Source organism: Gordonia aurantiaca (assembly GCF_039939235.1).
GTDB lineage: Bacteria > Actinomycetota > Actinomycetes > Mycobacteriales > Mycobacteriaceae > Gordonia.
Genome location: NZ_JBDUUF010000001.1, coordinates 1,024,390 through 1,047,372, shown reverse-complemented (window position 1 = coordinate 1,047,372; position 22,983 = coordinate 1,024,390). Strand labels below are relative to the sequence as shown.

24 protein-coding genes and 1 pseudogene are annotated in these 22,983 nt (G+C 68.4%); 4 read left to right on the top strand and 21 right to left on the bottom strand.

What is annotated here, in order from left to right; translation table 11 throughout:
- Positions 1-28: 28 nt before the first annotated feature.
- Both ABFT43_RS04790 and ABFT43_RS04785 read right to left on the bottom strand, forming a co-directional pair.
- The gene (locus ABFT43_RS04790; RefSeq protein WP_347959206.1) at positions 29-1,621 is read right to left on the bottom strand and encodes an FAD-dependent oxidoreductase; all 1,593 of its coding nucleotides are present in this window, start codon (positions 1,619-1,621) and stop codon (positions 29-31) included.
- Positions 1,621-2,544: an AurF N-oxygenase family protein gene (locus ABFT43_RS04785; RefSeq protein ID WP_347959205.1), complete on the bottom strand. Its 924-nt coding sequence runs from the start codon at positions 2,542-2,544 to the stop codon at positions 1,621-1,623. The genes ABFT43_RS04790 and ABFT43_RS04785 overlap by 1 nt, the downstream gene beginning before the upstream one ends.
- 192 nt (positions 2,545-2,736) lie before the next feature.
- On the opposite strand from ABFT43_RS04785, the gene ABFT43_RS04780 reads away from it, so the two are divergent.
- Positions 2,737-3,507, top strand: coding sequence for an SDR family oxidoreductase (locus ABFT43_RS04780; RefSeq protein WP_347959204.1), 771 nt, complete (start codon positions 2,737-2,739; stop codon positions 3,505-3,507).
- Between the two features lie 78 nt (positions 3,508-3,585).
- Here ABFT43_RS04780 and ABFT43_RS04775 read toward each other — a convergent pair whose 3' ends face one another.
- The 4 genes from ABFT43_RS04775 to ABFT43_RS04760 all read right to left on the bottom strand — a co-directional run bounded on the left by ABFT43_RS04775 (position 3,586) and on the right by ABFT43_RS04760 (position 6,060).
- Positions 3,586-4,512: a hypothetical protein gene (locus ABFT43_RS04775; RefSeq protein WP_131735374.1), complete on the bottom strand. Its 927-nt coding sequence runs from the start codon at positions 4,510-4,512 to the stop codon at positions 3,586-3,588.
- A 122-nt stretch (positions 4,513-4,634) separates the two neighbouring features.
- Positions 4,635-5,243: a trimeric intracellular cation channel family protein gene (locus tag ABFT43_RS04770; protein ID WP_347959203.1), complete on the bottom strand. Its 609-nt coding sequence runs from the start codon at positions 5,241-5,243 to the stop codon at positions 4,635-4,637.
- Between the two features lie 140 nt (positions 5,244-5,383).
- Positions 5,384-5,557, bottom strand: coding sequence for a 50S ribosomal protein L32 (gene rpmF, locus ABFT43_RS04765; protein WP_006898886.1), 174 nt, complete (start codon positions 5,555-5,557; stop codon positions 5,384-5,386).
- Positions 5,558-5,742: 185 nt separating this feature from the next.
- Positions 5,743-6,060 carry a DUF4190 domain-containing protein gene (locus tag ABFT43_RS04760; protein WP_230824640.1) on the bottom strand — a complete coding sequence of 106 codons (318 nt, stop codon included), beginning with the start codon at positions 6,058-6,060 and terminating at the stop codon, positions 5,743-5,745.
- 367 nt (positions 6,061-6,427) lie between these two features.
- Here ABFT43_RS04760 and ABFT43_RS04755 point away from each other — a divergent pair, with 367 nt between their 5' ends.
- The gene (locus ABFT43_RS04755) at positions 6,428-6,598 is read left to right on the top strand and encodes a hypothetical protein (RefSeq protein WP_230824639.1); all 171 of its coding nucleotides are present in this window, start codon (positions 6,428-6,430) and stop codon (positions 6,596-6,598) included.
- Between the two features lie 196 nt (positions 6,599-6,794).
- On the opposite strand, the gene ABFT43_RS04750 is transcribed toward ABFT43_RS04755, so the two are convergent.
- Positions 6,795-7,496 carry a DUF4190 domain-containing protein gene (locus ABFT43_RS04750; RefSeq protein WP_051997147.1) on the bottom strand — a complete coding sequence of 234 codons (702 nt, stop codon included), beginning with the start codon at positions 7,494-7,496 and terminating at the stop codon, positions 6,795-6,797.
- A 60-nt stretch (positions 7,497-7,556) separates the two neighbouring features.
- On the opposite strand from ABFT43_RS04750, the gene ABFT43_RS04745 reads away from it, so the two are divergent.
- Complete coding sequence (locus ABFT43_RS04745; protein WP_109237187.1) at positions 7,557-8,492, top strand: AEC family transporter; 936 nt, start codon at positions 7,557-7,559, stop codon at positions 8,490-8,492.
- 61 nt (positions 8,493-8,553) lie between these two features.
- On the opposite strand, the gene ABFT43_RS04740 is transcribed toward ABFT43_RS04745, so the two are convergent.
- Positions 8,554-9,198, bottom strand: a complete 645-nt coding sequence (locus tag ABFT43_RS04740) for a DUF1707 SHOCT-like domain-containing protein (RefSeq protein WP_222113758.1) — start codon at positions 9,196-9,198, stop codon at positions 8,554-8,556.
- 169 nt (positions 9,199-9,367) lie between these two features.
- On the opposite strand from ABFT43_RS04740, the gene ABFT43_RS04735 reads away from it, so the two are divergent.
- Positions 9,368-10,045 (top strand): hypothetical protein, encoded by a 678-nt coding sequence (locus tag ABFT43_RS04735; protein ID WP_347959202.1) that lies wholly within the window; start codon positions 9,368-9,370, stop codon positions 10,043-10,045.
- Between the two features lie 34 nt (positions 10,046-10,079).
- Here ABFT43_RS04735 and ABFT43_RS04730 read toward each other — a convergent pair whose 3' ends face one another.
- The 13 genes and pseudogenes from ABFT43_RS04730 to purN form a co-directional block, all read right to left on the bottom strand.
- Positions 10,080-12,074, bottom strand: a complete 1,995-nt coding sequence (locus ABFT43_RS04730; RefSeq protein WP_347959201.1) for a vWA domain-containing protein — start codon at positions 12,072-12,074, stop codon at positions 10,080-10,082.
- Between the two features lie 37 nt (positions 12,075-12,111).
- Entirely contained in the window at positions 12,112-13,557 is a 1,446-nt protein-coding gene (locus ABFT43_RS04725) for a sigma 54-interacting transcriptional regulator (protein WP_347959200.1), read from the bottom strand.
- Between the two features lie 140 nt (positions 13,558-13,697).
- Positions 13,698-14,270 (bottom strand): annotated as a pseudogene (locus ABFT43_RS04720) (maleylpyruvate isomerase N-terminal domain-containing protein).
- A gap of 4 nt (positions 14,271-14,274) precedes the next feature.
- Positions 14,275-14,769 (bottom strand): SRPBCC domain-containing protein, encoded by a 495-nt coding sequence (locus tag ABFT43_RS04715; protein WP_347959199.1) that lies wholly within the window; start codon positions 14,767-14,769, stop codon positions 14,275-14,277.
- The gene (locus ABFT43_RS04710) at positions 14,766-15,146 is read right to left on the bottom strand and encodes an ArsR/SmtB family transcription factor (protein ID WP_347959198.1); all 381 of its coding nucleotides are present in this window, start codon (positions 15,144-15,146) and stop codon (positions 14,766-14,768) included. Before ABFT43_RS04710 ends, ABFT43_RS04715 begins: the two co-directional genes overlap by 4 nt.
- A 151-nt stretch (positions 15,147-15,297) precedes the next feature.
- On the bottom strand, positions 15,298-16,215 hold the full coding sequence (locus tag ABFT43_RS04705) for a TauD/TfdA dioxygenase family protein (RefSeq protein ID WP_347959197.1): 918 nt from the start codon (positions 16,213-16,215) through the stop codon (positions 15,298-15,300).
- 274 nt (positions 16,216-16,489) lie between these two features.
- Complete coding sequence (locus tag ABFT43_RS04700) at positions 16,490-17,323, bottom strand: ABC transporter ATP-binding protein (protein WP_347959196.1); 834 nt, start codon at positions 17,321-17,323, stop codon at positions 16,490-16,492.
- Positions 17,304-18,356 carry a taurine ABC transporter substrate-binding protein gene (locus ABFT43_RS04695; RefSeq protein ID WP_347959195.1) on the bottom strand — a complete coding sequence of 351 codons (1,053 nt, stop codon included), beginning with the start codon at positions 18,354-18,356 and terminating at the stop codon, positions 17,304-17,306. The genes ABFT43_RS04700 and ABFT43_RS04695 overlap by 20 nt, the downstream gene beginning before the upstream one ends.
- Before the next feature lie 6 nt (positions 18,357-18,362).
- Positions 18,363-19,232 carry an ABC transporter permease gene (locus ABFT43_RS04690; RefSeq protein ID WP_347959194.1) on the bottom strand — a complete coding sequence of 290 codons (870 nt, stop codon included), beginning with the start codon at positions 19,230-19,232 and terminating at the stop codon, positions 18,363-18,365.
- 147 nt (positions 19,233-19,379) lie between these two features.
- On the bottom strand, positions 19,380-20,006 hold the full coding sequence (locus tag ABFT43_RS04685) for a hypothetical protein (protein WP_347959193.1): 627 nt from the start codon (positions 20,004-20,006) through the stop codon (positions 19,380-19,382).
- A 19-nt stretch (positions 20,007-20,025) separates the two neighbouring features.
- Positions 20,026-20,769 carry a sulfite exporter TauE/SafE family protein gene (locus ABFT43_RS04680; RefSeq protein ID WP_347959278.1) on the bottom strand — a complete coding sequence of 248 codons (744 nt, stop codon included), beginning with the start codon at positions 20,767-20,769 and terminating at the stop codon, positions 20,026-20,028.
- Positions 20,756-22,327 (bottom strand): bifunctional phosphoribosylaminoimidazolecarboxamide formyltransferase/IMP cyclohydrolase, encoded by a 1,572-nt coding sequence (gene purH / locus ABFT43_RS04675; RefSeq protein WP_347959192.1) that lies wholly within the window; start codon positions 22,325-22,327, stop codon positions 20,756-20,758. Before purH ends, ABFT43_RS04680 begins: the two co-directional genes overlap by 14 nt.
- Complete coding sequence (purN, locus tag ABFT43_RS04670; RefSeq protein WP_347959191.1) at positions 22,324-22,947, bottom strand: phosphoribosylglycinamide formyltransferase; 624 nt, start codon at positions 22,945-22,947, stop codon at positions 22,324-22,326. The genes purH and purN overlap by 4 nt, the downstream gene beginning before the upstream one ends.
- Positions 22,948-22,983 lie beyond the last annotated feature (36 nt).

The following is a 22,983-nucleotide window of genomic DNA, read 5'->3' as shown; positions in this document are numbered from 1 at the left end:
CGATCGTGACACGAGAACCGAACGGTGATCAGAGTTTTCGCCATCCCGCCGCGCCGACCATCTCGGCGACCCGGGTGAACTTCACACGCGGACGGCCCTGCTCGCGCCCACGCCGGCGCTCGGCGCGGTCGATGGCGCGCACGCCGCGGTACCCGATGACGGTCCGCACGCGCTTGCGCACCAGCGCCGGGAACTCCGATGACTCGCGTCGGGTGCGCCGCAGCCGGCCTGCCGCGGCGTCGGCGATGAAATCCTCGACGGTCGCGATGGCGCACTGCCGGTTGGTGCCGATGCCGCCGCTCGGGCCGCGCTTGGCCCAGCCCAGTACGTAGCCGCCCGGTACGATCTCGCCGTTCTCGTCGAGCAACCGGCCGTCGTCGTTGCGGAATACCCCGCGCTCGTCGTCGAAGGCGAGACCCGGGATCGGCGTGGATCGGTAGCCGATGGACCGAACGACGAGGTCGGTGGCGATGCGATGGCGTCCCTCGCCGGTGCGGACGGTGATCGCCTCGACCTGCGGGTCACCGTGGATCTCCTCGGGCGTGCTGTGGAAGAGGAACACGATGCGTCGACGGTTCGGATCGGCGGGTTCGCCGAAGGCCGGGAGCTCGGCGTCAAGCCCGTCGTGCACCTCGACGTCGACGCCCGGGATCTCCGACAGCGCACGGTATTCCGCGGCGGTGTAGGCAGCAGACGCCTGGTCGCGGCGTCCGAGCACCACGACCTCGTGCACATTCTGCTCACGCAGGATGTTCAGCGCGCGGTCGGCGATGTCGGTGGTGGCCAACAACTCCGGCGGCGAGACGAGGATTCGGGCGACGTCGAGGGCGACGTTTCCGGTTCCGACCACGACCGCGCGACCGGTCGCCGGGTCGTCGGGTGTCCCCCGCCGCAACGGCGGTCCCTCGTCGACGCCGGGAACGCCGTTGTACCAGGCCACGAGATCGGTGGCCGACGTCGATCCGGGGATGTCCTCCCCCGGGATGCCCAGGCGCCGTGACTCACTCGCGCCGATGGCGTAGAACACCGCGTCGAAGTGCTCGGCCAGCTCTCCCGGGGTGACGTCGCGGGGGCCGTCGCCGACGGTGACATTGGTCAGCATCGTCACGCGAGGGTCGCGGTAGAGCAGGTCGAAGCCGCGCAACACCCCCTTGGTCCCCGGGTGGTCGGGCGCGACACCCGCGCGGACGAGGCCGCCGGGTGTCGGGAGCTTGTCGATGACGGTGATGCGGGCCTCGGTGCGATCCAGCAGGGTGCGCAGGGCGTAACCCCCCGACGGCCCGGTGCCCACGAGCGCAACCCGAAGGTCCGCAGGCAGTTTCGGGATCTCCGGATACGTGACCGGTGACCAGCCGGACTTGATGTCCGGGTTGTTCTTGTAGTAGTCGGCGTTGATCTCGATGAACACCTTGTCGCGCTCACCGAGCTTGTCGGCCGGGTAGATCGCATCGACCGGGCAGGCGTCCGCACAGGCGCCGCAGTCGATGCAGGCCTCCGGATCGATGTGGAGGATGTCCGAACTGCCGAAGCCTCGTTCCTCGGGCGTCGGATGGATGCAGTTGACCGGGCAGACCGACACGCAACCCGCGTCGCTGCAACAGGATTGGGTGATGACGAACATCAGAGCATATGGGCTTTCCGGTAGTAGCGCATCGCGGGCTTGGTGAGCAGGCCGACCTCGTCGAGGAACTCCATGAGATGGGTGCAGCTGCTGCGGATCATCGAGTGGAAGTGCGAGTTGTGCCGCATCTCGCGCACGGCACGCTCGACGTCGAGGCCCGCGTCGGCAAAGGCCTTCGGCTGCACCAGGCTCGTGACGATGAAGTAGGCGCCGATCGCCACGGACAGCGCGCTGAACTGACGTCGCGCCCAGCCGACCCCCTTGAGCGACTCACGCACTTCCTCGCGCGCGAACTTCATGTGGCGCGATTCCTCGAGGACGTGGATCTCGTTGACCGTGCGGATGAAGTCGAGCACCCGGTCGTCGCGCATGCAGCCGCGTTGGAACACGTCCAGAACCTCTTCGGCGACAAGGATTCCCGCATATGCGACCTCGTTCTTTGCGGTCTGCATGAAGATCTTGCCGAGGCGCGCGACCTTCTTCGACGGACGGTACGACGTGCCGACCATCTTCTCCGATGCCTTCGCGAACATCAGTGAATGCCGGCACTCGTCGGCGATCTCGGTGAGCGCGAACTGGAACTCGGAGCCGTGGTAGTTGCCGAGGTACTGGTCTCGGATGACCATCTCCTGCAGGATCATCTCGAACCAGATGCCGATGTTCATGATCGAGGCGAACTCGTGGCGCGTCACCGAGATGCGCTGCTCCTCGGTGAGTTCCTCCCAGTAGTCGGTGCCGTACAGCGACGACCACTCGGGGCTGCACCCGTACTTGGTCGGGTCCATCGGCTCGGACCAGTCGATCTCGGTCATCGCGTTGCGCGAGAGTCGCGCCGCCGACGCCAGCAACCTCGCCGACACCTCTTCGGTGCCCTCGTCGCGCATGCTGATCACGTTGTCGGTTCGTTCCATCGCAGCAGTCATGCGAGCTCGCCTCCCGGTCGCCGTCGACCATGACAATGATCGATGTAATGACAATGTCTGTTGTCAAGATAGCACCGGGGTGTGACCCAGTAAACGAAACGACCAATATACTGACGAGTAAGTTTGGCGCGCGGCAATGTCGTCGCAGGTCAGAGCCACATCACCGTCACACGATCTCACCTGGGGGTTCGCATGTCTTCCATCTTCATCACCGGCGGTGCAGCCGGGATCGGCCTCGCCACCGCCGAGCGGTTCGGACGCGAAGGGTGGACGGTCGGTGTCTACGACGTCGACACCGAGGCCCTCGCGAAGGTCTCCGCCGACCATCCCGACTGGATCACCGGCACCCTCGACGTCCGCGACCCCGGGCAGTGGGACGCCGCACTCGCGGAGTTCACCTCGCACACCGGCGGCACCCTCGACGTGTTGGACAACAACGCCGGAATCCTGCACGAGGGCCGCATCGACGAGATCACCCCGGACCAGATCCGCCGCCAGATCGACATCGATGCACTCGGCGTCGCGCTCGGCGCCCGCGCCGCACACCCGTACCTGAAGAAGACGCCCGGCGCGCACCTGGTGAACATCGCGTCGGCGTCGGCGATCTACGGCCAGCCCGGTATCGCCGTCTACTCGGCCACCAAGTTCTTCGTCGCCGGCCTCACCGAGGCCCTCGAACTCGAGTGGGAGCACGACGACATCCGCGTCGTCAGCATCTGGCCGCTGTGGGCCAAGACCGCACTGGCCACCGGCGGTGCGAAGTCGACCAAGACCCTCGGCATCCGCATCACCCCCGAGCAGGTCGCCGACAAGGTCTGGGAATCGGTGCACCCGACGCTCCAGGACAAGCTGCTGCACCGCACCAGCTACTCCGTCGGCACCCAGACCCTGGTGCTGGGCAACGCCGCGAAGTTCATCCCGAACTTCCTCAACCGCACCGTCAACAAGTTCATCGCACAGTAGTCGCTCGGCAAACCCATCCTTCTCGGACAGGATCTCACCCGCAACCGGTGGTGGATCTGCCCAGAACGGGTGGGTTTGTCATCGGTCGACCCCAGCGGATCGAAGTGCGCGCTTCAGCATCAGGTAGAAGGCGGCCTTGTCCCGCAGGTCATCCCACGTCCAGCGCACCACGGTATAGCCGAGCGCACGCAGCCTGTCCTCGCGGAGCTTCTCGTCGACCACGACCCGCCATGCCGGGGCGTCCCCGACGGCGCCGTTGTACTTGATCATGCCGTCGAACTCGCCGACGACCCGGTCGGCCAGCAGGAAGTCCACGCGCGCCACGATCACGCCTGCGTCATTCCTGATCTCCACCTGTTGGCGCGGCACCGGCAGGTCCGGGAACTCGAGCATGACCGCGCGACTCAGGGATTCACCGACCGACTCGGAGGAGGCGCTGGCGTGGGGCAGCATTCGCCGCAGCATCTCGACCCCCTTGAACCGCCTGCACGACTCGAGGATCTCGTTCATGCGTTGGATGTCGGCGTCTCGCCGCAACGCGGCGTCGAGCACCACGAGGGCCTGACGACTGTTGCCGAGCCTGGCCACATCGCACGCGGTGCGCTCCAGGGTGGTGACCTTCACGCCGTCGACGACCACGATGTCCTTCTCGTCGACGACGGCCTGGTGACGCCGAACCCGCGCTGTCTGTTTGCCGACCTTCGGGGACGTGACGTGTACTTTGCCGAGATCAGGGCGGAGCATCGAAAGCCGGTGCACGGCTGCCGCCGAGACATGACTGAAGAGTCGGCCCGGTCGGCCGGCCCCGGCTGCCGCGATGACGGTGAGCCGATGCTTCTCGACCGCGTCGAGGTCGGAGACCTTCGCGTAGTCGGCCATGGCCCCTGGCCACAGGCGGTACAGGTCTTTTCTGGTGACGCCCCGCTGGAGCGTCTTCTCGGTCGTGTGCGTTCCGACTGTGTCGGCGCGCCGGATCAGGCCGTGCTCATCGGCAGGAATCTCCATGAGATTCAGACGCACGAGATGCGGCTTCGGACCCACCTTTCCGCAAATCCACCACTTATGGACAGATCCACCACCAGCGCAGGGTGAGATTGTGTCCGAAGGGGGTGGGTTTGCGGGAGGTCTCAGCGACGCGCGGTCGGCAACCGCCACTTGAACTTGAGGCCGAGCAGTCGCAGACCCGTCGCGAGGATCGACCCGACGACGAGCCAGACCCACTGCGGCAGCGAGGTGTGGTGCAGCCCCAGCGCGACGACGGTGGCGCCGAGAAGGGCGGGAACGGCGTAGAGGTCGGCGGGTTGCAGCAGCAGCGGGACCTCGTTGGAGATCACGTCGCGCAGGACGCCGCCACCGATCGCGGTGAGGAGTCCGACGGTCGCGGCGGCGAAGGAACTGACGCCCACCTCGACGGCCAGACTCGCGCTCGACGCCGCGAACAAGCCCATGCCGAAGGCGTCGAGAACGAGGATCGAACGGCGCAGTTTGGTGAACGCCGGATGGAACTGGAAGACGAGCAGGCTCGCGATCGCCGCGGTCAGGGCGTTGCCGTAGCCCTGCACCGAGGTGGGCGGCGTGATCCCGAGCAGGACGTCGCGCAGCACACCGCCGCCGACGCCGGTCAGCACGCCGACGGTGATGATGCCCCACATGTCGAAGTCCTTGCGGACACCCACGATCGCGCCGGACGCGGCGAACACCGCGATGCCCGCGAAGTTCAGGACGTCGAGCAGCACGTCACAGCCTCCTCACGACGACCCGACCACAGCAATACGACAGACAAGCACATGCAGGGCACACGAACGGCCGCCCCCGGGTCATCCGAGGGCGGCCGTCGTAGAACGATCGCTGTGCCGTTTCCGGCAGCGAGAGAAGACTAGCGGCGATCCAGGTCGATGATGCCTGCGCGAGCAGCCTTCACGAGACGACGCGGGATCCGCACGGGGACGCCGTTGATCTTCTCTTCCTGCAGTGCGGGGTTGTCCGCCTTCCACTGCGAACGACGGCTACGGGTGTTCGCCCGCGACATCCGGCGCTTCGGTACAGCCATGGTTGAGCCCTTCTCCTACTGTGGTCTGCGTGGTCGTCGGCACGTTCGCGCGTCACCGGGTCGACCCGAGTCAGTGCGCCTGACAGCCACGCGGGCGCGGCACACAACCCGATCAGACTACCTGTTGGCGGCGCCCAACTCCAAAATGGAGGCCTGCGGGCCGCCCCGGGGTGGCCGTCGAGAGCCTACGAACTGGAGAAATCGACGTCCACGGCGCCGGTGCCGATCATCACCAGCCAGAACAGCGCCCAGACGACGACGATCGCGCCGATGATGATCGCGGCCAGCGCGAGCCCGCCGCCGGTCTCCCGACCGTTCGAGGCGTCGATCTGCCGGCGCGCGAAGATGCCCATGATCAGACCGGCCAGGCCGCCGACACCGCAGAAGAGCCCCAGCAACGACGCCACCAGCGCGAAGATGGCGAGCGAGTTGGTCTTCGGCGCCGACGCCCCGGCGTAGGGGTCGCCGAAGCCCGCCGGGTCGACGGGCGGCGCGGGCTGCACCCCCGCAGGGTAGGGCTGTCCGTACCCATGCTGGGCAGACCCGGGTCCGCCCTGACCGAACTGTCCTGGTCCTTGCGGAGAGCCCGCCTGGCCCGAGGCGTCCGGACCGGGCGCCCCCGCGTGGCCGTGGCCGGCGGCGCCGTACCCCTGCGGGCCGGCGCCCGGCGCGCCGTATCCCTGAGGTGCCCCGTACCCGGGTGCCCCCTGCGGCGGCTGCCCCTGAGACTGCGGCGCCCCACCCGGCCCCGCGGGCGGCGTGGAGATCACTCGCGTCGAGTCGTACCCGGAGGGGGCAGGCCCACCCGGGGCAGGAGGCTCTCCGGCGGCACCGAACGGCTCGGGCGAAGCCTCGCCCGACCCACCGACGGTGGGACCGGTCTTGATGATCCGGGTGGTCGCGTCGGCCGGACTGTGGGATTCGGCGACCTCGGTGCCCTCGGGCCCGGCGCCGGGCGTCGACGTCATCGGGGCCGGACGGGCCGCGTCACCGGCTTCGGCGGGAGACGACTGGCCGGAGGCGGATTCCGGCGGTGACTGAGGTGCGGAGGTCGGCTCGTGCGACTCCCCATCTCCGGGCGGGTTCGACATCTTCGGTGCCTTTCACGTGCTGGCGTCGTCGCGGCGCGACGACTGTGGGCGCGGCGTCATCGGCGGCGCTCGTCACAGACTAATGAGAACTGCCCCCGACCGGGCGGAGAATCTCCCGGTCAGGGGCAGGATCGGCGTGAAATCGTTCAGAAGGTGGAAGTGCTGCTGTCGTCGAGGATCGCCGCGCCGATACCCACCGCGTAGAGGACGATGAACACCAGCGACCAGACGATCGCGATCGTTCCCGTGATGATCCCGCCGAGCGCGAGGCCGTCCCCGGTCTCCCGACCGGACGAATCCCTCACCTCACGACGGGCCATCACACCGAGGACCACGGCGACGATCCCGGTGATCAACCCACAGCACACCAGGCCGGCGATCCCGCAGACCAACGACGCGATCGCCTTTCCGTTCGTGGAGGGCGGCGCGGCATAACCGGGGTAGGCGCCTGCCTGGTAGGGATTCGCGCCGCCGTACGCCGCCGATCCGTAGGCGGGTCCCGGCTGGTAGGGATCGCCGTAGGCCGAGCCCGGCGCCGCCCCGTACGGGCTCTGACCGTACGGATTCTGCGCGTAGGGATCCGGCGACGGCTGCCCATACGGATTCTGCTCGTAGGCGTTCTGTCCGTATGGACTCTGGCCGTACGGGTCCTGGCCCTGCGGATCGGCGGGCGGCTGGTACGCCTGGCCGAACTGGGTCGGGGCGTACTCCGGGGACGTGGGGTCCGGCGGGGTCTGGCCGCCCTTGCTCAGATTCACACCGTGATCGCCGCTCGAAGACCCCGAGCTCGGAACCGTGCCCCAATCGTCCTGGTCGTTGCCCGATCCCTGCTCCGGTGGTTGTGACACCCGTTACCCCTTCTTAGGTCCGACAATTCCGTGGTTCACCCTGATGAATAGACTCGAGCGGTGTCTGGCGTCATCTCCGGCTTCACGGTGATCTTCATAGTAGTCGGGGTGGGTTACCTCCTCGGCCGGACACGGGTCATCGGAGACCGCGCCCACGAGGTCCTCTCGCGTCTGGTGTTCTTCGTCTTCACCCCGGCGCTGTTGTTCCACTCCCTGGTGACGTCCGATCTCTCGGTCGTCTTCTCCTCGACGCTGGTCATCGCCGGCGGCGGCGCCCTGATCATCGCGACCGCCTATCTCGTCATCGCGAAACTGACGCTCCGACGCGGGATTCCCGAGCTGGTCATCGGCGCGTTGTCGTCGTCGTATGTCAACAGCGTCAACCTGGGGCTGCCGATCGCCATCTTCGTGCTCGACGACGCGTCGTTCGTGGCGCCGCTGCTGCTGTTCCAGATCCTGATCCTGTCGCCGATGGCGCTGCTGGCGCTCGACCTCACCGCCCTCGAACGGGAGTCCGGCCGCTCGGTCGTCAAGGACTCGCTGATTGCGCCGCTCACCAATCCGATCGTCGTCGGGGGCATCGCCGGACTCGTCGTGTCGCTGCTCGGCCTGATGCCGCCGGCTGCCGTGATGTCACCGCTGAAGATGCTCGGCGACGCATCGGTGCCGACCGCGCTGCTCGCGTTCGGCATGTCGCTGACCGGTGTGCAGATCTTCAAGAAGGGCGAGAGCCCGCGCCGCGACATCCTCCTCGCCTCGGTGCTGAAGATGGTCGCGATGCCGCTGGCCGTGTACGCGATCGCGCGCTGGGGATTCGGCCAGACCGGCCACGATCTGTTCGCACAGGTGGTGATCGCGGCCCTGCCGACCGCCCAGAACGTGTTCGTCTACGCCACCCGCTACCGGCGGGGTCAGATCCTGGCCCGCGACACCGGGCTGATCACCACGATCGCGTCCATCCCGGTGATCGCGGCCATCGCCCTGTTGCTGGCCTGAGGCCGCCGGCTCTCGGCCCCGTCCGGCGCTCGTGGCGGCGAGGTCTCGGCCGTCGCAACCCTCAGTCGTGGTCGTCGAGGGCCTTGCGCTTGGGGATCTTCAGCTCGACGCCGCCCATGAGCGCGAGGCCCGTCACCCGGATCACCGGCGCCCCCGGCCGGGTGGAGCGCTGCGACCTGCCGCCGAAACCGCCCATGATCCCGAGGCCCCCGATCTCCGCGGTCACGTCCTCGGGCGCGAGGATCTCGACGCCGCCCATGATCGCGACGGCGCGGATGGTGAGCACCGGGCTGGCGAACTCGACCTCGCGCAGGTCGAGCTTCACCCCGCCCATGATCGCGGTCGCGGTCAACTCGTCGGCGACCACCGCCGTCCCCGTCAGCTCGCTCTCGGACATGATCGCCAGCCGGTGGCGCACGGCGTCCGCCCCGACGGCACCGGTGACGCGTGGCCCGGGCGCAAGCGACGGCGCCGGGATGGCGACACCCAGTTGCGCGATGGGCAGGTCGTCGGTGAGGGCGTCGAGATCGGCGAACGTCTTTGCCACGACGGCCTTTCCGGCCCGCTCTTCGTACTCGGCCGGCGTCAGGCTGCCGTGGGCCATGGCTGCGGAGAGGATTTCGTGTACCAGTTCCCGATCCACGTCGGCCGCACGCAACCGTGCTCGACGATCGTCGGGGGCGGGGAGATCGCCGGAGGTGTCCACGTACACCGACCCTAGTGGCGTATGCGCGACGGGACCACCCTGATTTCGGCTGCCGAATCGCCGCGCCGACCCTGAGGAATCCCCCGGTCGCACCCCGAGATGCCCGCCGCGGAGGCATAATCCGACCTGTCGGAGAACGACGACCACGCACAGAGAACCGGAGGCGATCGTGGGCCAACCGTTTGATCCCGGACAGCCGTACCAGCCCGGACCCCCGTCCCCCGGCCAGTACCCGCAGGGCGCCTACCCGCAAGGCGCTTACCCCCAGGGCGGATATCCCCAGGGCGGGTATCCCCAAGGCGGCTACCCACCGGGCGGCCACCCGCCTCCCCCGCCCCAGCCGAAGGACCGCTCCGGGATGCGACGCTGGGGCAAGGGCCTCACCTTCGTCGGCCTCGCGATCCTGGTGGTCTCGATCGTCGTCGGCGGCATCCTGGCCGCGACCGGGGCCGGGAACATCGTGAACGACTCGTTCGTCGTCGAACCGACCGCCCGGCATGCCTACGACGCCGGCGACACTTTCACGCTCTTCACCGAAGACGGCCGCGCCCCGTCGTGCAACATCGACGGCCCGGCCGAGCCCGTCCGAAACGGCAGCCTGACCGCCGAATTCGACCATGACGGCAACCACGTGGAGTCGTTCGCGTCCTTCGAGGTGGTCCAGGGCGGCACGTACACGTTCGAATGCACCGACCGCGTCGTCGTCGCCTCGGTCGACGTCGGCGGGATCCTGAGTCTCGGCGGCGGAATCGCGCTCGCCTTCCTCGGCGGCGGCCTCGGTGGACTGCTCTTCCTGATCGGCGTCGTGCTGTGGATCATCGCCGGCCGCAAGCCGCGCACCGCCTGAGGGTCGGCGCGGCGCCCGGCGCCGGTCACCCGCGTCAGCGCCGACCCCGCGATCGCAGGTAGTCCCCGACCACCGCGGCGCCGAGGCCGTCGAGGTCGGGCGCGACCACCCGACCGCCGATCCGCCGCGCGATCTGGTCCATGAAGTGGGCCAGCCCCGGGGCGTCGCCGAGCCGGAAGAACGTGACCTGCGCGCCGATCCGCGAGATGTGGTCGAGTTCGCGCACGGTCAGGGCGATGGTCTGCGGGTGCGGCGGATAGAAGAAGAACGGCTCGCCGCTCGGGTCCAGATGTGCGGTCGGCTCGCCGTCGGTGACGATGAGCACGACCGGTTGCGCATTCGGGAACCGGCGAAGATGCCGCTGCGCCAGCAGGAGTGCGTGGTGCAGGTTGGTGCCCTGCTCCATGCGCGGCTGCAGCCCGGTCAGCTCGGCGATGTCGATGGACCGCGCGTACCGGCCGAATGCGATGAGGTGCAACTCGTCGGTGCGGAACCGCGTCGAGATCAGGTGGTTCAGCGCGATCGCGGTGCGCTTCATCGGCGTCCAGCGACCCTCCATCTCCATCGAGAACGAGGTGTCGACGAGCAGCACGACGGCTGCCTGGGTCCGGCTCTCGGTCTCCACGACCTCGACATCGCGCACGTCGATGCGCACCCCTGACCGCGTCATCTCCGAGGTGGCGAGGGCGGGCTCCCGGGTCTCGGACACGGTGCGCAACACGGCATTCGACACCGTGCGCGTGACATCCCACGGGTCGGTGTCGCCGAATTCCCACTCACGACTGGCGCCGGTGGGTTCGCCGAGCAGACCGGTCTGCCGTGTCTGCCGATCCCCGCGACGCCCCGACAACTGTTCGGCGATGTCACGGAAGATCGACTGACCCAGCTGGCGCATCGCCTTGGGACTCAACCGCAGTTGGCCGTCGGGCGTGCGGTCGAAGAATCCCTGCTCGGACAGCGCCTTCTCGAGTTCGGCGAGCATCCGTGCGTCGACGGCCGCCTCCTCGCCGAGCTGCCGGGCGAGCGCGTCGAGGTCGATGTCCTCCATCTGCGCACCGGCGTACTGCTGCGACAACTGCTCGCTCAGCGCCTCGAGTTCGGAGATGTCCCGCAGCGCCGCGGCACCCTCTCCGAGTCCCATCGGTTGGTCCCCGGAGAACGACTGGGCGTTGTCCCAGTCCAGGCCGGGGCGGGCCATCCGGAGTTGCGAATCCATCTGTGCCAGTTGGTTCATCAGCTCCGGGGAACCGAACGCCTGCTGGGCGAGCTGATCGAGTTCGGCCTGCTGCTCGGGGGTCAGCGAGTTGTAGAACTGCTGCGCGGCGGCGGCGCGACGGGCCAGCGAGTCGATGAGCTCCTCGGTGTCGCGCGGGTTCTCCGGGAAGAACTCCCCGTGCTTGTCCATGAACTCGGAGAACTGCTCCGAGGTGTCCTCACCACGGTTGTGGGCCTCGAGCAACTCGTTGAGATCGGCGAGCATGTCCGAAACCCGTTGCCGATCGGCCTCGGTCGCACCTTCGAGAGCCTGCTTCATCCCGGCGAACCGCTGGTCGAGCAGCTCTCGGCCGAGCAGGTCCTTGATCTTCTCGTAGTCGGCCCGCGCCTGAGGGCTGCGCCAGTCGTAGTTCGCCAGTTCCTCGACGGCCTGCGCGGTCGACGGGGGAAGGCTGCCGATCTGCATCTCGGCGAACCGCGCGTCGTCGTCGAGGTCACGGGCGAGCTGCTTGCGCTCCTCGAGGATCGCGCGGTCGAGCAGCTCGCGGATCTCGGCGAACGTGCCGTCGAGGTTGCGCTTCTTCAACAACTCCTGGCGACGCCGGTTGACCTGCTCGCGCAGCTTGTCGAGCCCCCGCATGTTCGGGGTGCCACGGCGCAACAACTCGCGGAGGGCGCGCTGCGGCGACGCGCCGGCCATGACGTCGTCGCCGATGCGTTCCAGCGCCTCACGCAGGTCGACCGGCGGCGCCAGCGGGTCGGGTCCGCCGGTGTATCGCTGATAGCGCGAACGATGGAAGGTCTTGCGCGCCATTTGTTCTCCCTCAGGTGGTCGCTCGGCCCGGGCCCGCTCAGCCGTAGATCGTCTGGCCGGCCTCGTCGGCCTCCTTGCCGATACGGCGAGCGAGGTAGAGGCCCTCCAGCGCGAGCTCGACGGCGCTGGCCCGCTCCCCGTCGGCCTCGGCCTCGAGGCGCCCGGCGATCTCGTCGAGCACCCCCGACGTGGTCTCCGGCGACGGGATCGACGCCAGGAACTCGGCCGCGGTGATGCGGTCGCCGGTGACGACGGGTTCGCCGTTCTCCAGCGCATGGACGAGCGGCGCCATGTCGATGCCACCCAGGTGGGCGCGCACCGTGTCGGCGACCGACTTGCGCATGAGATGTTCGAGTATCTCCAGTTCGCGGCCCTCTTCGCCGGACTCGAACTCGACCTTGCCGCGCAGCACCTCGACCACCGATTCGAGGTCGACGACGCGCGCGACCGGCTGCTCCTCGCCGGTCACCGCGGCACGATGCAGTGCCGCGGCTGCGACGGTCTCGGCGGCCGCGATCGAGAAGCGCGCGGACACACCGGAGCGCTGGTCGATCGACGGGTGGTCGCGCGTGTAGCGGGTGAAGCGCGCGAGGATCTCGGTGATGAAGGTCGGGACGGTCGCGGTGAGGTCGGCCTCCTGCTCGATGACGGCCACCTCGTCGTCGAGTTCGAGCGGGTAGTGCGTGCGGATCTCGGCGCCGAAGCGGTCCTTCAGCGGGGTGATGATGCGCCCGCGGTTGGTGTAATCCTCCGGGTTGGCCGACGCCATCACCAGCACGTCGAGCGGGAGCCGCAGGGTGTACCCGCGGACCTGGATGTCGCGCTCCTCCATCACGTTGAGCATCGCGACCTGGATGCGCTCGGCGAGGTCGGGCAGCTCGTTGATCGCGACGATGCCGCGGTGCGCGCGCGGGATGAGACCGAAGTGGATGGTCTCCGGGTCGCCGAGGCTGCGGCCCTCGGCCACCTTCATCGGGTCGATGTCGCCGACGAGGTCGGCGACCGAGGTGTCGGGGGTGGCGAGCTTCTCGCTGTAGCGCTGCGAACGGTGACGCCATTCGATGGGCAGGTCGTCGAGCAGGTTGGCGGCCTTGCGGATCGACGCCGGGGTGATCGGCTCGTAGGGGTGTTCGCCGAGTTCGGAACCCGCGATGACCGGTGTCCATTCGTCGAGGAGTCCGACGAGGGTCCGCAGGATGCGGGTCTTGCCCTGACCGCGCTCGCCGAGCATCACGACGTCGTGGCCGGCGATGAGCGCGCGTTCGAGCTGCGGGATGACGGTGGACTCGAAGCCGACGATTCCCGGCCAGGGATCGCGGCCCTCGCGGAGCGCCGTCAGCAGGTTGTGGCGGATCTCGTCACGCACGCTGCGGAACACGTGGCCGCTGGCGCGCAGTTCGCCCAGGGTGCGGGGCGAGGGATGGCGGGTTTCGGTCGTCTGTGAACCATGGGTGGTGAGATTGTCCTCTGGCACGTGATCCACGCTACTCCGAGCATGGGGTGACGCGTCGCGATCTCGCGCTGGGCGGTCCGGTCCACCTCCGTCTCGGCGTGAACGGGTCGGCGGGTGACCTGCGTCGCGATTCGTGATCCGCGCGCGTGGCGTACCCGCTCGACCTGCGGTCAGGCGGGCGGGGTCCAGCCCGGGTCGCGGCCGATGAAACCCATCAGCCGGGCCACGGCCCCGGCGTCCGCGGACACCTCGACCGCGGGTCCGTACTGACCGGATCCCCGCAGCACGTCCTCGATCGGTGTCATGCCGTCAAGCAACAGCTGCGCATATTCGGCATCGAGGTCGGGAATGATGCCCTGCGACCGCGCGAGGTCCCAGGTGTGCATGTAGACGTCCGCGGTGTAGAAGCGGTCGATCGCGTCGGCGAGACGGTGGTCGCCGACCATCGGGTGGGTGAACGCCTCGTCGGCCGTCGGGCCGTCGAGCAGTTCCCGGACCGCCGCGGTGTGCGCCGTCCAGGCGGCCACCGGGTCGTCGGCGACCGAGGGTCCCACGGGAAGGGTGATGCCGCCGCCCCGAGGAATCCCGTGGACCAGTCGACGAGATGGGCGACGACGTCGCGCGCGACCCACCCGTCGACGGGCGTCGGTGCACCCCAATCGGAGACCCGCGCGACGATTCCGGCGAATCCGGCATCGACCTCGCGATACCGTTGCGGCGGCATCGAGTTCCGACAACGACATGGCCCTACAGCTCTCCCGACTCGAGGAGCTTGTCGAGTGCGGCGTAGCCTTCGTTGACGCCGACCTCCATGCCCGACGCCAGCCACGCGTCGCGGTCGGCGAAGTTGTCGCACAGCGACTGCGCGTGGAGCCGGGTGGTGCCGTCGCCGAGGTCCTCGAACCACAGCGTCTCCAACGAGACCTGGTCGGGCATGCCCATCCACGTGAAGGTCTGCACGATCTTGTCCTCGCCGACGGTGTGGAAGCAGCCGCGGAACTCGTGGTCCTGCCCCTCGTGGGTCGAGATGTAACGCCAACTGCCGCCGTCGCGGACGTCCCATTCGACGATCCGGCTGGAGACCGTCTCGGGCCCGTTCCAGCGGACGAACAGTTCCGGGTCGGTGTGCGCCTTCATCAGCTGGGCCGGCGTGGCGCGGAAGTCGCGGGTGATCCGGATGATCGGGACCTCCTTGTCGGCCTCGATCGCGGCTTCGGGGTAGCGGGTTGTGGTGGTGCTCATGACGCCTTTCCTCCCTGGGGTGTGTCGATGTCGTCTCCGGGCTCGGATGCCGCGGGTCCGTCGTTCATCTCGGCGAGCAGTGCGTCGAGGCGCTGGTAGCGCTCCTCCGCCCGCTTGCGGTACCGCTCGATCCACTTGGTCATGAGGTCGAACACCTCTGCTTCCAGATGGACCGGACGTTTCTGGGCCTCCCGGGTTCGGCTCACCAGGCCGGCGTCCTCGAGCACCTTCAGGTGCTTGGACACCGCCTGGATGCTGACGTCGTAGGGCGCGGCGAGCTCGCTCACCGTCGCATCGGAGACCGCCAGTCGGGCGACGATGTCGCGCCGGGTGGGGTCCGCCAGTGCGGCGAATGCCTTCGAGAGCTCGTCTGCCATCCGATGTCCTCCTCAACCGTTCGGTTGAATACGAGACTGGGCCCGTCCGGATCCTTTGTCAACCCCTTGGTTGAATATCGGAGGCGAAAAAATCCGTATGGCGTTGCGCCCGGTTGCCGGTCACAACGCGATACGGATCAGTGCGGTCGCCCTACGCCGGTCCGACGGGCACGTCGCCCCGGAGCGTGATGCGGTGCATCACCCGGCGGTTGTCGCCGTAGTCGCGGTTCGCGTAATGCAGGGTGTTGCGGTTGTCCCAGAGCACCAGGTCACCCGGACGCCAGCGGTGTCGGACGACGTGCTCGGGCTTGGTGATGTGCGCGTAGAGCATGTCGAGGATGGCCCGGCTCTCGAACTCGGAGACGCCCTCGATGTGCGACGTGAAGCCCGGGTTGACGAACAGCGCCTTGCGACCGGTCTCCGGATGGACGCGGACGACGGGGTGGCTCACCGGCACGAGTTCCGTCACTTCCCTTCCATCCCAGCTGTTTCCACGCCCCTTACGCTTGTGGCGCAGGTAGTACCCGAACTCGCGGTTACCGTCGTGGACAGCGGTCAGGCCGTCCACGAGCCGCTGCACCGGTTCGGACAACGACGCGTACGCGAGTTCGGCGTCGGCCCAATTGGTGTCACCGCCGTTGCGGGGCAACACCACCGGCCGCAAGATGGAACCCATCGGCGGGCGCCGCATGAAGGTGACGTCCGTGTGCCACACGTCGGCGAATCCGTTGTCGGCGCTGTCGAGTTCGTACACCTCGTCCGGGACGTCCCCGCTGTCCCAGACCGGATGACCGGTGGTCAGCTCCCCCAGCCGGTTTCCGAACTCGATGTGCGAGGCATCGTCGAGGTCCTGACCGCGCAGGACGACGACCTTGTACTCGATGAGAGCCTGACGAATGGCGCGCACCTGGTCGTCGGTGGCTTGCGCGACGTCGATGCCGCGGATCTCGGCACCGAAGTTCGGACCGAACTCGTCGATGTCGAGCTCGACGCCGGAGGCGACGATGCCCGACGATAGGGTGGCAGACGCAGCGGTGCGGACGTCAGAGGTGGGACGTGCGGTGGTCATGATGAGTCCTTCTCGATGAACGGCGGACGGGGCGGACAAGAGCCGCCGCCGGCGGGGACCCGTGATGGGAACCGTCGGAGAAGTTCATCGAGTGGATCGTCGTCAGGATTCTCGAGGCTGTTCCGGCCGCCGGCCCGGTACACGACGGCACGCTCGGCGAGCAGTCGGGATACCGGACGGGAGATGCGAGAACAGACACCCGTTCTGTGTAGTCCCCCGCCCGGCACCACGAACAGGGTTGGATTCAGCCTGAGAAAAACACCGCAGGTGTCGGTCAGGCCAGAGCGGCCTCCTTGACCGCGGCGCCCACCTCTGCCCGCAGAGCGGCATACTCGGGGGATGCGCGCAGCTCCTCGGGTGTCACCCCGGTCCGCGGCAGCGGTGAGGCGATGTCGAGGGCAACGCGCCCCGGCCGCCGGGTGAGCACAACGATCCGACTCCCGAGAAACGCAGCCTCGTCCGCACTGTGGGTGACGAACACATTGGTACGTCCCAGATCCGCACTCACCGCGCGCAGATCCTCCTGCAGCCGTTCCCTGGTCAGTGCGTCCAGGGCCGCGAACGGTTCGTCGAGCAACAGCAACGACGTCTCCGCGGCCAGCGCGCGTGCGATGGCGACTCGCTGCTGCTGGCCGCCCGAGATCTCCCAGATCCGACGGCCGGCCGTGTCGTCGAGTCCCACGCGGTGCAGGAGCTCCTCCCGGCGTGCTGCGCGTTCGGGTTCGGGTACGCGCGCGTACTTGAGCGCGAGGTCGACGTTGCCGCCGACGGTCCGCCACGGGAACAGCCGCGGCTGCTGGAAGACCACACCCGCGGTGACGCCCGGGACCGGCGATTGTCCGGAGACCTCGACCTGCCCGGAGGTCGCGGGTTCGAAACCCCCCACCAGCCGGAGCAGCGTCGACTTCCCGCATCCCGACGCGCCCACCAGCACGAGGAACTCACCCGGCGGAACCTCGAGATCGACCGGACCGACCGCGGTGACCGCGTCGGCCCCGGAACCGTATGTCTTGGTCACGTGGCGCAGGCTGATCGAACCGGCCGCGCCACCGGCCGGCTCGACGCCGTGATCGGTCTCGACGACCGTGCTACTGCTGTTCGACGACACCCGGCAATCCCTCGGTGTAGATCGCATCCTGGAAGGTCTTCAGCGGCGGCGCCGACGGGATCTGCTGCTGTTCGGCGAGGAACTCGGCGGCGCTGTGCAGGTTCTCCGCAAGGTTGCCCGGGTTGCCCTCGGTGCCGAGCCAGGTCGGCGAGGTCAGCTCCGCGACGGTGAGGAACGTGCCCTGCTTCAACTGGTTGGCGGCATCTTCCGGAGTGGTGTTCAGCTGCGCGGCAACGGCTTCCGCGGTAGCCTGCGGATCGTCCTTGATCAGGGTCAGTGCGCGTGCCTGGACCTTGCGCCAGGTGTCGACCACCTCGGGATGGGCGTCGGCGAACTTCGTCGACACCACGCCGAGGTCGAGCGTCGGCTTGCCCGCGGTGGCGAGCTGACGGCTGGCGATGATCGTCGTGCCGTCCTTGCGCAGCTCGTCCAGCGTAGGCAGCCAGGTGTAGACCGCGTCGACATCGCCACGCTGCCAGGCGGCCAGCGAGGCCTGCGGCTGCAGGTCGATCAGGTCGACCTCCTTCGGGTCGACCCCGGCCTGGTTCAGGGCGGCGAGCAGGCTGTAGTGTGCCGTCGACGCGAAGGCGGTGGCCACGCGCTTGCCCTTCAGGTCGGCGACGGTGGCGATGCCGGTGCCGTTGCGGGCGACGAGTGCCTCGTTGTCGCCGGCTACGTCCAGGACGAAGACGACCTGGTAGGGGATGTTCAACGGCTCGGAGAGCCCGCGCGCCACCGGGCTGGAACCGATGGCGCCGAAGTCGATCTCGTCGGCGACGAAGGCGGTGTTGATGTCGGCGCCCGAGTCGAACTTGGTCCACTTGATGTTGTAGTCCGGCAGGGCCTCTTCGAGCCAGCGGTTGTTCTTGACGATCAGATCGCCACTCGGGAACGACTGGTAGGCCAGCCGGATCGTCGGCTTGCTGCTGTCGCCGGAGTCGCCCACCGAGCAGCCGGCGAGCACCAGCACCACTGCTGCCAGCGCGCCGAGCAGGGTGCTCACCGAACGCACTCCCCTACGTGTGATTCTCATTGCGTGTCAGACCTTTCCGCGCCACGGCACCACTCGGTGCTCGACTGTTCGAAGAAGCCCGTCGATGATCAGTCCGGACAGACCGATGGCGATGATGCCGACCAGGACGACGGGAGTGTTGTTGTAGTTGCTGGCGTCCTTGACCACGCCACCGATTCCGGGGATGCCGTTGAAGAGTTCGGCCGCCACCACCGACGAGTAGGCGATACCGACCGAAAGCCTGATGCCGGTGAAGGTCTCCGGCAACGCCGACGGCACGACGACGTCGCGGATGACCTCCGACCGCCGTGCACCCAGCGCTCGTGCCACCTCGATCAGCGCCACCGGCGCGGCGCTCACCGCAGCGGTCGTCGCCACCGCGGCCGGCGGCAGAGCCGCGAGCGCGAGGAGGGTGATCTTGGGCGCCTCGTCGATGCCGAGCCAGATGACCAGCAGGAAGAAGTACGCCAGCGGCGGCAGCGCGCGCAGGAACGTCAGCCAGGGTTCGAGGAGACGACGCAACCAGCCCACGGTGCCCATCGCCAGGCCCAGCGCGACCCCGAGGACCACGCCGATCACCACACCGGCGAACACGCGGCGCAGCGTCATGTACAGGTGTTCCCACCAGTAGTAGTCGGCGTATCCGCGAATCCCGTTGTGCGTGGTCGACATGTCGACGAAGGCATCCCACACCGTCCCCAGACGTGGGACGAAGGTCTCACTCCAGATCCCGCTCACCGCAACGAGTTGCCAGACGGCGGCGAACACCACCACTGACAGCAGCGGCAGCCCGACACGGGTGAGGGCCGATCGCAGACGCGGCGATCGGCCAGACGATTTCCGTTCCGCACGGCACCCCGGCGCGTCCTCGGGAACGATGTCCACGAACAAGGTCACCGTGCATGTCTAGAGGCCCGGGATGTCCAGAACCAGAGTTATCGCCGCAGTGACGGAAAAGCGTCGCAGCGCGGGATCTGCGGCGGCGGTGTGCTTTCATACCGCGCAACGCGCGACCGACGACCGGCGGCTACGGCCGCGGTCTGCTCAGCCCACCCGGTCGAAGTCCAGTCTGGTGGTCACCTCGGCGACACCGCGGAGTTCGTGTTGCACCCGATCGAACAGCTCACGTCCCCGCTCCAGCCAGGGCATCGGGTCCTCGAGCTGGTTGCCGGGCCCGCCGGCTGCCCAGTCGTCGTTCCACTCCTCGAGGTCTCTTGCCAGCGACGCGGAGAGTCCGAGCTTCTCCGGCTCGGCGGGATAGTTCTCGGTGAAGCTCTCCCACAGCGGTCCCGCCCCACCCCACTCGGGAAACATCCGGATCAACCGCAGGCCGTCGGGAAGCACTACGGGCTCATGACGCCGGGATCGCGACATCAAATACCGCAGTTGCATGTCGGCCCGTCGACGCCGCTCCGCGGTGTTCGCAGGCGCCTCCCGGTAGTCGTACCCCGACAGCCAGGTCAGGTTCGTTTCGCCCGAAGCCTGCTCGGCCACCAGCGCGAGCGACCACAGCTTTCCGGTGTCGGTGAAGTAGTGGTCGGCGTCGTCGACCACGCTCGTCACCTCCCGATCGGTGTAATCGACCACCTCCACCGAGTATCCGGAGCCGTCGTAGTCGAAACCGAACACCTGCAGGTGCGGATAGGTCGCGGCGGCGACGTTGTCGAGCATGGTGTCGACGATACGTCGCTCAGTTCACCGCCAGCCACACCGCCAGGCCGAGGCCGCACAGTCCCACGACGACCCGCAACGGGCCCGCGGGCAGCCGTTTGACCACCGGCGGACCGCACCAGCCACCGAGCAGACAGCCGATGGCCATGGCGAGCGCGGCCCACCAGTGCACGGGACCGAAGATCATGAACCCGACGGCGGCGATGGCGTTGGCGATGCCGAGGAACAGCGACTTGCTCAGCGCCGCACGCCACAGCGGCTCGCTGGTGACCACGAGCATCAGCGCGAGGATCATGATGCCCGCACCGGCGCCGAAGTATCCGCCGTAGATGCAGATCAGGAACAGCCCGAGGAGGAACACCGCCGGATGCTCGACGCGGCCGGTGGCCCACCGCCGTAGAACCGGTTGTACGAGCAGCGCGATCGCGGCGATGCCGACGAGGAACGGGACGATAGCCTCGAACGCCTCCGCGGGCGTGACGAGAAGTAGTGCGGCGCCGACGGTTCCGCCGACGAGCGCCGCGATCACCCCGACGATCAGCCGTCGCCGGTCACCGTCGAGGAGGACTCTCCCGGACTGCGCGGTGCTTCCGACCCCGACCGCGACGAGCGCAACCGTGTTGGTCACGTTCGCCGCGATCGGCGGAAGTCCCACCGCGAGGAGCGCGGGATAGCTCACCACCGACGCCAGTCCGGTGATGTACCCGATCAGCCCCGCACCGAACCCCGCAAGGAGTAGTAGGGCGAGATCAGTGAGCGAAATGGCGTGCCCCGGTGAGGTAGAGCGTCACGCCCGCCTCCTCGGCAGCCTCGATGACCTCTTTGTCACGGATCGACCCGCCCGGCTGCACGACGGCCTTCACACCGGCGTTCAGCAGGACCTGCAGGCCGTCCGGGAACGGGAAGAACGCGTCCGACGCACCGACGCTTCCGGCGGCCCGGTCACCGGCGCGCTGCACGGCCAGGTGCGCGGAGTCGACGCGGTTGACCTGCCCCATGCCGACACCGACCGACGCGCCGTCCGAGGCCAGCAGGATGGCGTTCGATTTGACAGAACGGCAAGCGCGCCAGGCGAACTCGAGGTCGGCGAGAGTCTGGTTGTCGGCCGGCGGCCCGGCGACGAGGGTCCAGTTCTCCGGGTTGTCGCCCTCGGCGTCGAGGACGTCGCGCTCCTGCATCAGCAGACCACCGGAGACCGGCTTGGTCTCGACGCCCGCCGACGGCGGGGTCGCCACCAGCACGCGGATGTTCTTCTTGCGGGTCAGCACCGAGAGCGCTCCGTCGGCGAAGCCCGGCGCGATGATGACCTCGGTGAAGATCTCGGCGACCTGCTCGGCCATCTCGACGGTGATCTCGCGGTTCGCGGCGATCACGCCGCCGTATGCGGACACCGGGTCGCAGGCGTGCGCCTTGCGGTGCGCTTCGGCGATGTCGGCGCCGACCGCGATGCCGCACGGGTTCGCGTGCTTGATGATCGCGACCGCAGGGGCGTCGAAGTCGTACGCGGCGCGCCAGGCGGCGTCGGCGTCGGTGTAGTTGTTGTAGCTCATCTCCTTGCCGTGCAGCTGCTCGGCGGTGGAGACACCGCCGACGCTCGCATTCCCGACGTAGAGAGCCGCGGCCTGGTGTGGGTTCTCGCCGTAGCGCAGCACCGCCGACCGGGTCCAGGTGGCGCCGGTCCAGCTCGGGAACTGCGAATCGTCCTCGGGCGCCACCACGCTCGACATCCACGATGCGACGGCCACGTCGTAGTCGGCGGTGTGGCGGAACGCTTTGGCGGCCAGCTTCTTCCGATCGGCGAGCGTGAAGCCGCCGGCCTGCAGCGCCTCGGTCACCAGGCCGTAGTCGGCCGGGCTCGTCACGACGGCCACCGACGGGTGGTTCTTGGCGGCGCCGCGCACCATCGACGGACCACCGATGTCGATCTGCCCGATGCACTCGTCGGGGGTGGCTCCGGACGCGACGGTCGCGGTGAACGGGTAGAGGTTCACGACGACGAGATCGAAGGCAGCGACGCCGAGTTCGGCGAGCTGCGCGACATGGTCGTCCTTGCGGGTGTCGGCGAGGATGCCCGCGTGGACCTTCGGGTGGAGGGTCTTGACCCGGCCGTCGAGGCACTCGGGGAATCCGGTCAGCGTCGAGACCTCGACCACCGGCACACCGGCGTCGGCGATGGTCTTGGCGGTCGACCCCGTCGAGACGATCTCCACACCGGCGGCCTGGAGTGCGGTCGCGAGATCGGCCAGGCCGCTCTTGTCGTAGACACTCACCAGTGCGCGCCGGATGGGTCGGCGGGCGCTGTCAGCGGGCTGTGCGTTCACGGGATGCGGGCCTTTCGTCCATCGATGACTACTCCTCGGGTGACCAGGGCGGTCACCACGTCGGCGAGCAACACTCGCTCGACAGTCTTGATCCGTTCGTGCAGGGTGTCGGCGGTGTCGTCGTCCTGAACCGACACCACCTGCTGCGCGAGGATGGGGCCGGTGTCGACGCCCTCGTCCACGAGGTGAACGGTCGCGCCGGTGACCTTGACGCCGTAGTCGAGGGCGTCGGTCACGCCGTGCGCCCCCGGGAAGGCGGGCAGCAGCGCCGGGTGCGAGTTGACGATGCGCCCGCCGAAGCGGCCGAGGAACGCCGGGCCGAGGATCTTCATGAACCCGGCGGTGACGACCCACCCGGGGTCGACGGCGGCGACCGCGTCGGTGAGGGCCCGATCCCAGGCGGCACGATCCGGGTGGTCGGCCAGGCGGCAGGTGATGAGGGGGATGTCGTTGCGCTGCGCGATATCCTGCGCGCGGCAGGTCCGGTCGACGACGATCGCGGCGATCTCGAACGGCGCGTCGTCGGACTCGGCGCGGGCGATCAGCGATTCGAGCAGGGAACCGGTACCCGACGCCATCACCACGAGTGGCGTGCGTTCCGACGCGGTCCCTCTTGTCACGACTGCGAGCCTAATAGCAGCACGTCGAGCGGCACG

Excerpts from the sequence above, each read along its gene's own strand:
- ABFT43_RS04785 (WP_347959205.1), bottom strand. The coding sequence starts at position 2,544 with ATGACTGCTGCGATGGAACGAACCGACAACGTGATCAGCATGCGCGAC.
- ABFT43_RS04715 (WP_347959199.1), bottom strand. The coding sequence starts at position 14,769 with ATGAGCACCACCACAACCCGCTACCCCGAAGCCGCGATCGAGGCCGAC.
- ABFT43_RS04780 (WP_347959204.1), top strand. The coding sequence starts at position 2,737 with ATGTCTTCCATCTTCATCACCGGCGGTGCAGCCGGGATCGGCCTCGCC.
- ABFT43_RS04775 (WP_131735374.1), bottom strand. The coding sequence starts at position 4,512 with ATGGAGATTCCTGCCGATGAGCACGGCCTGATCCGGCGCGCCGACACA.
- ABFT43_RS04790 (WP_347959206.1), bottom strand. The coding sequence starts at position 1,621 with ATGTTCGTCATCACCCAATCCTGTTGCAGCGACGCGGGTTGCGTGTCG.
- ABFT43_RS04695 (WP_347959195.1), bottom strand. The coding sequence starts at position 18,356 with ATGAGAATCACACGTAGGGGAGTGCGTTCGGTGAGCACCCTGCTCGGC.
- ABFT43_RS04685 (WP_347959193.1), bottom strand. The coding sequence starts at position 20,006 with ATGCTCGACAACGTCGCCGCCGCGACCTATCCGCACCTGCAGGTGTTC.
- rpmF (WP_006898886.1), bottom strand. The coding sequence starts at position 5,557 with ATGGCTGTACCGAAGCGCCGGATGTCGCGGGCGAACACCCGTAGCCGT.
- ABFT43_RS04710 (WP_347959198.1), bottom strand. The coding sequence starts at position 15,146 with ATGGCAGACGAGCTCTCGAAGGCATTCGCCGCACTGGCGGACCCCACC.
- ABFT43_RS04705 (WP_347959197.1), bottom strand. The coding sequence starts at position 16,215 with ATGACCACCGCACGTCCCACCTCTGACGTCCGCACCGCTGCGTCTGCC.
- ABFT43_RS04730 (WP_347959201.1), bottom strand. The coding sequence starts at position 12,074 with ATGGCGCGCAAGACCTTCCATCGTTCGCGCTATCAGCGATACACCGGC.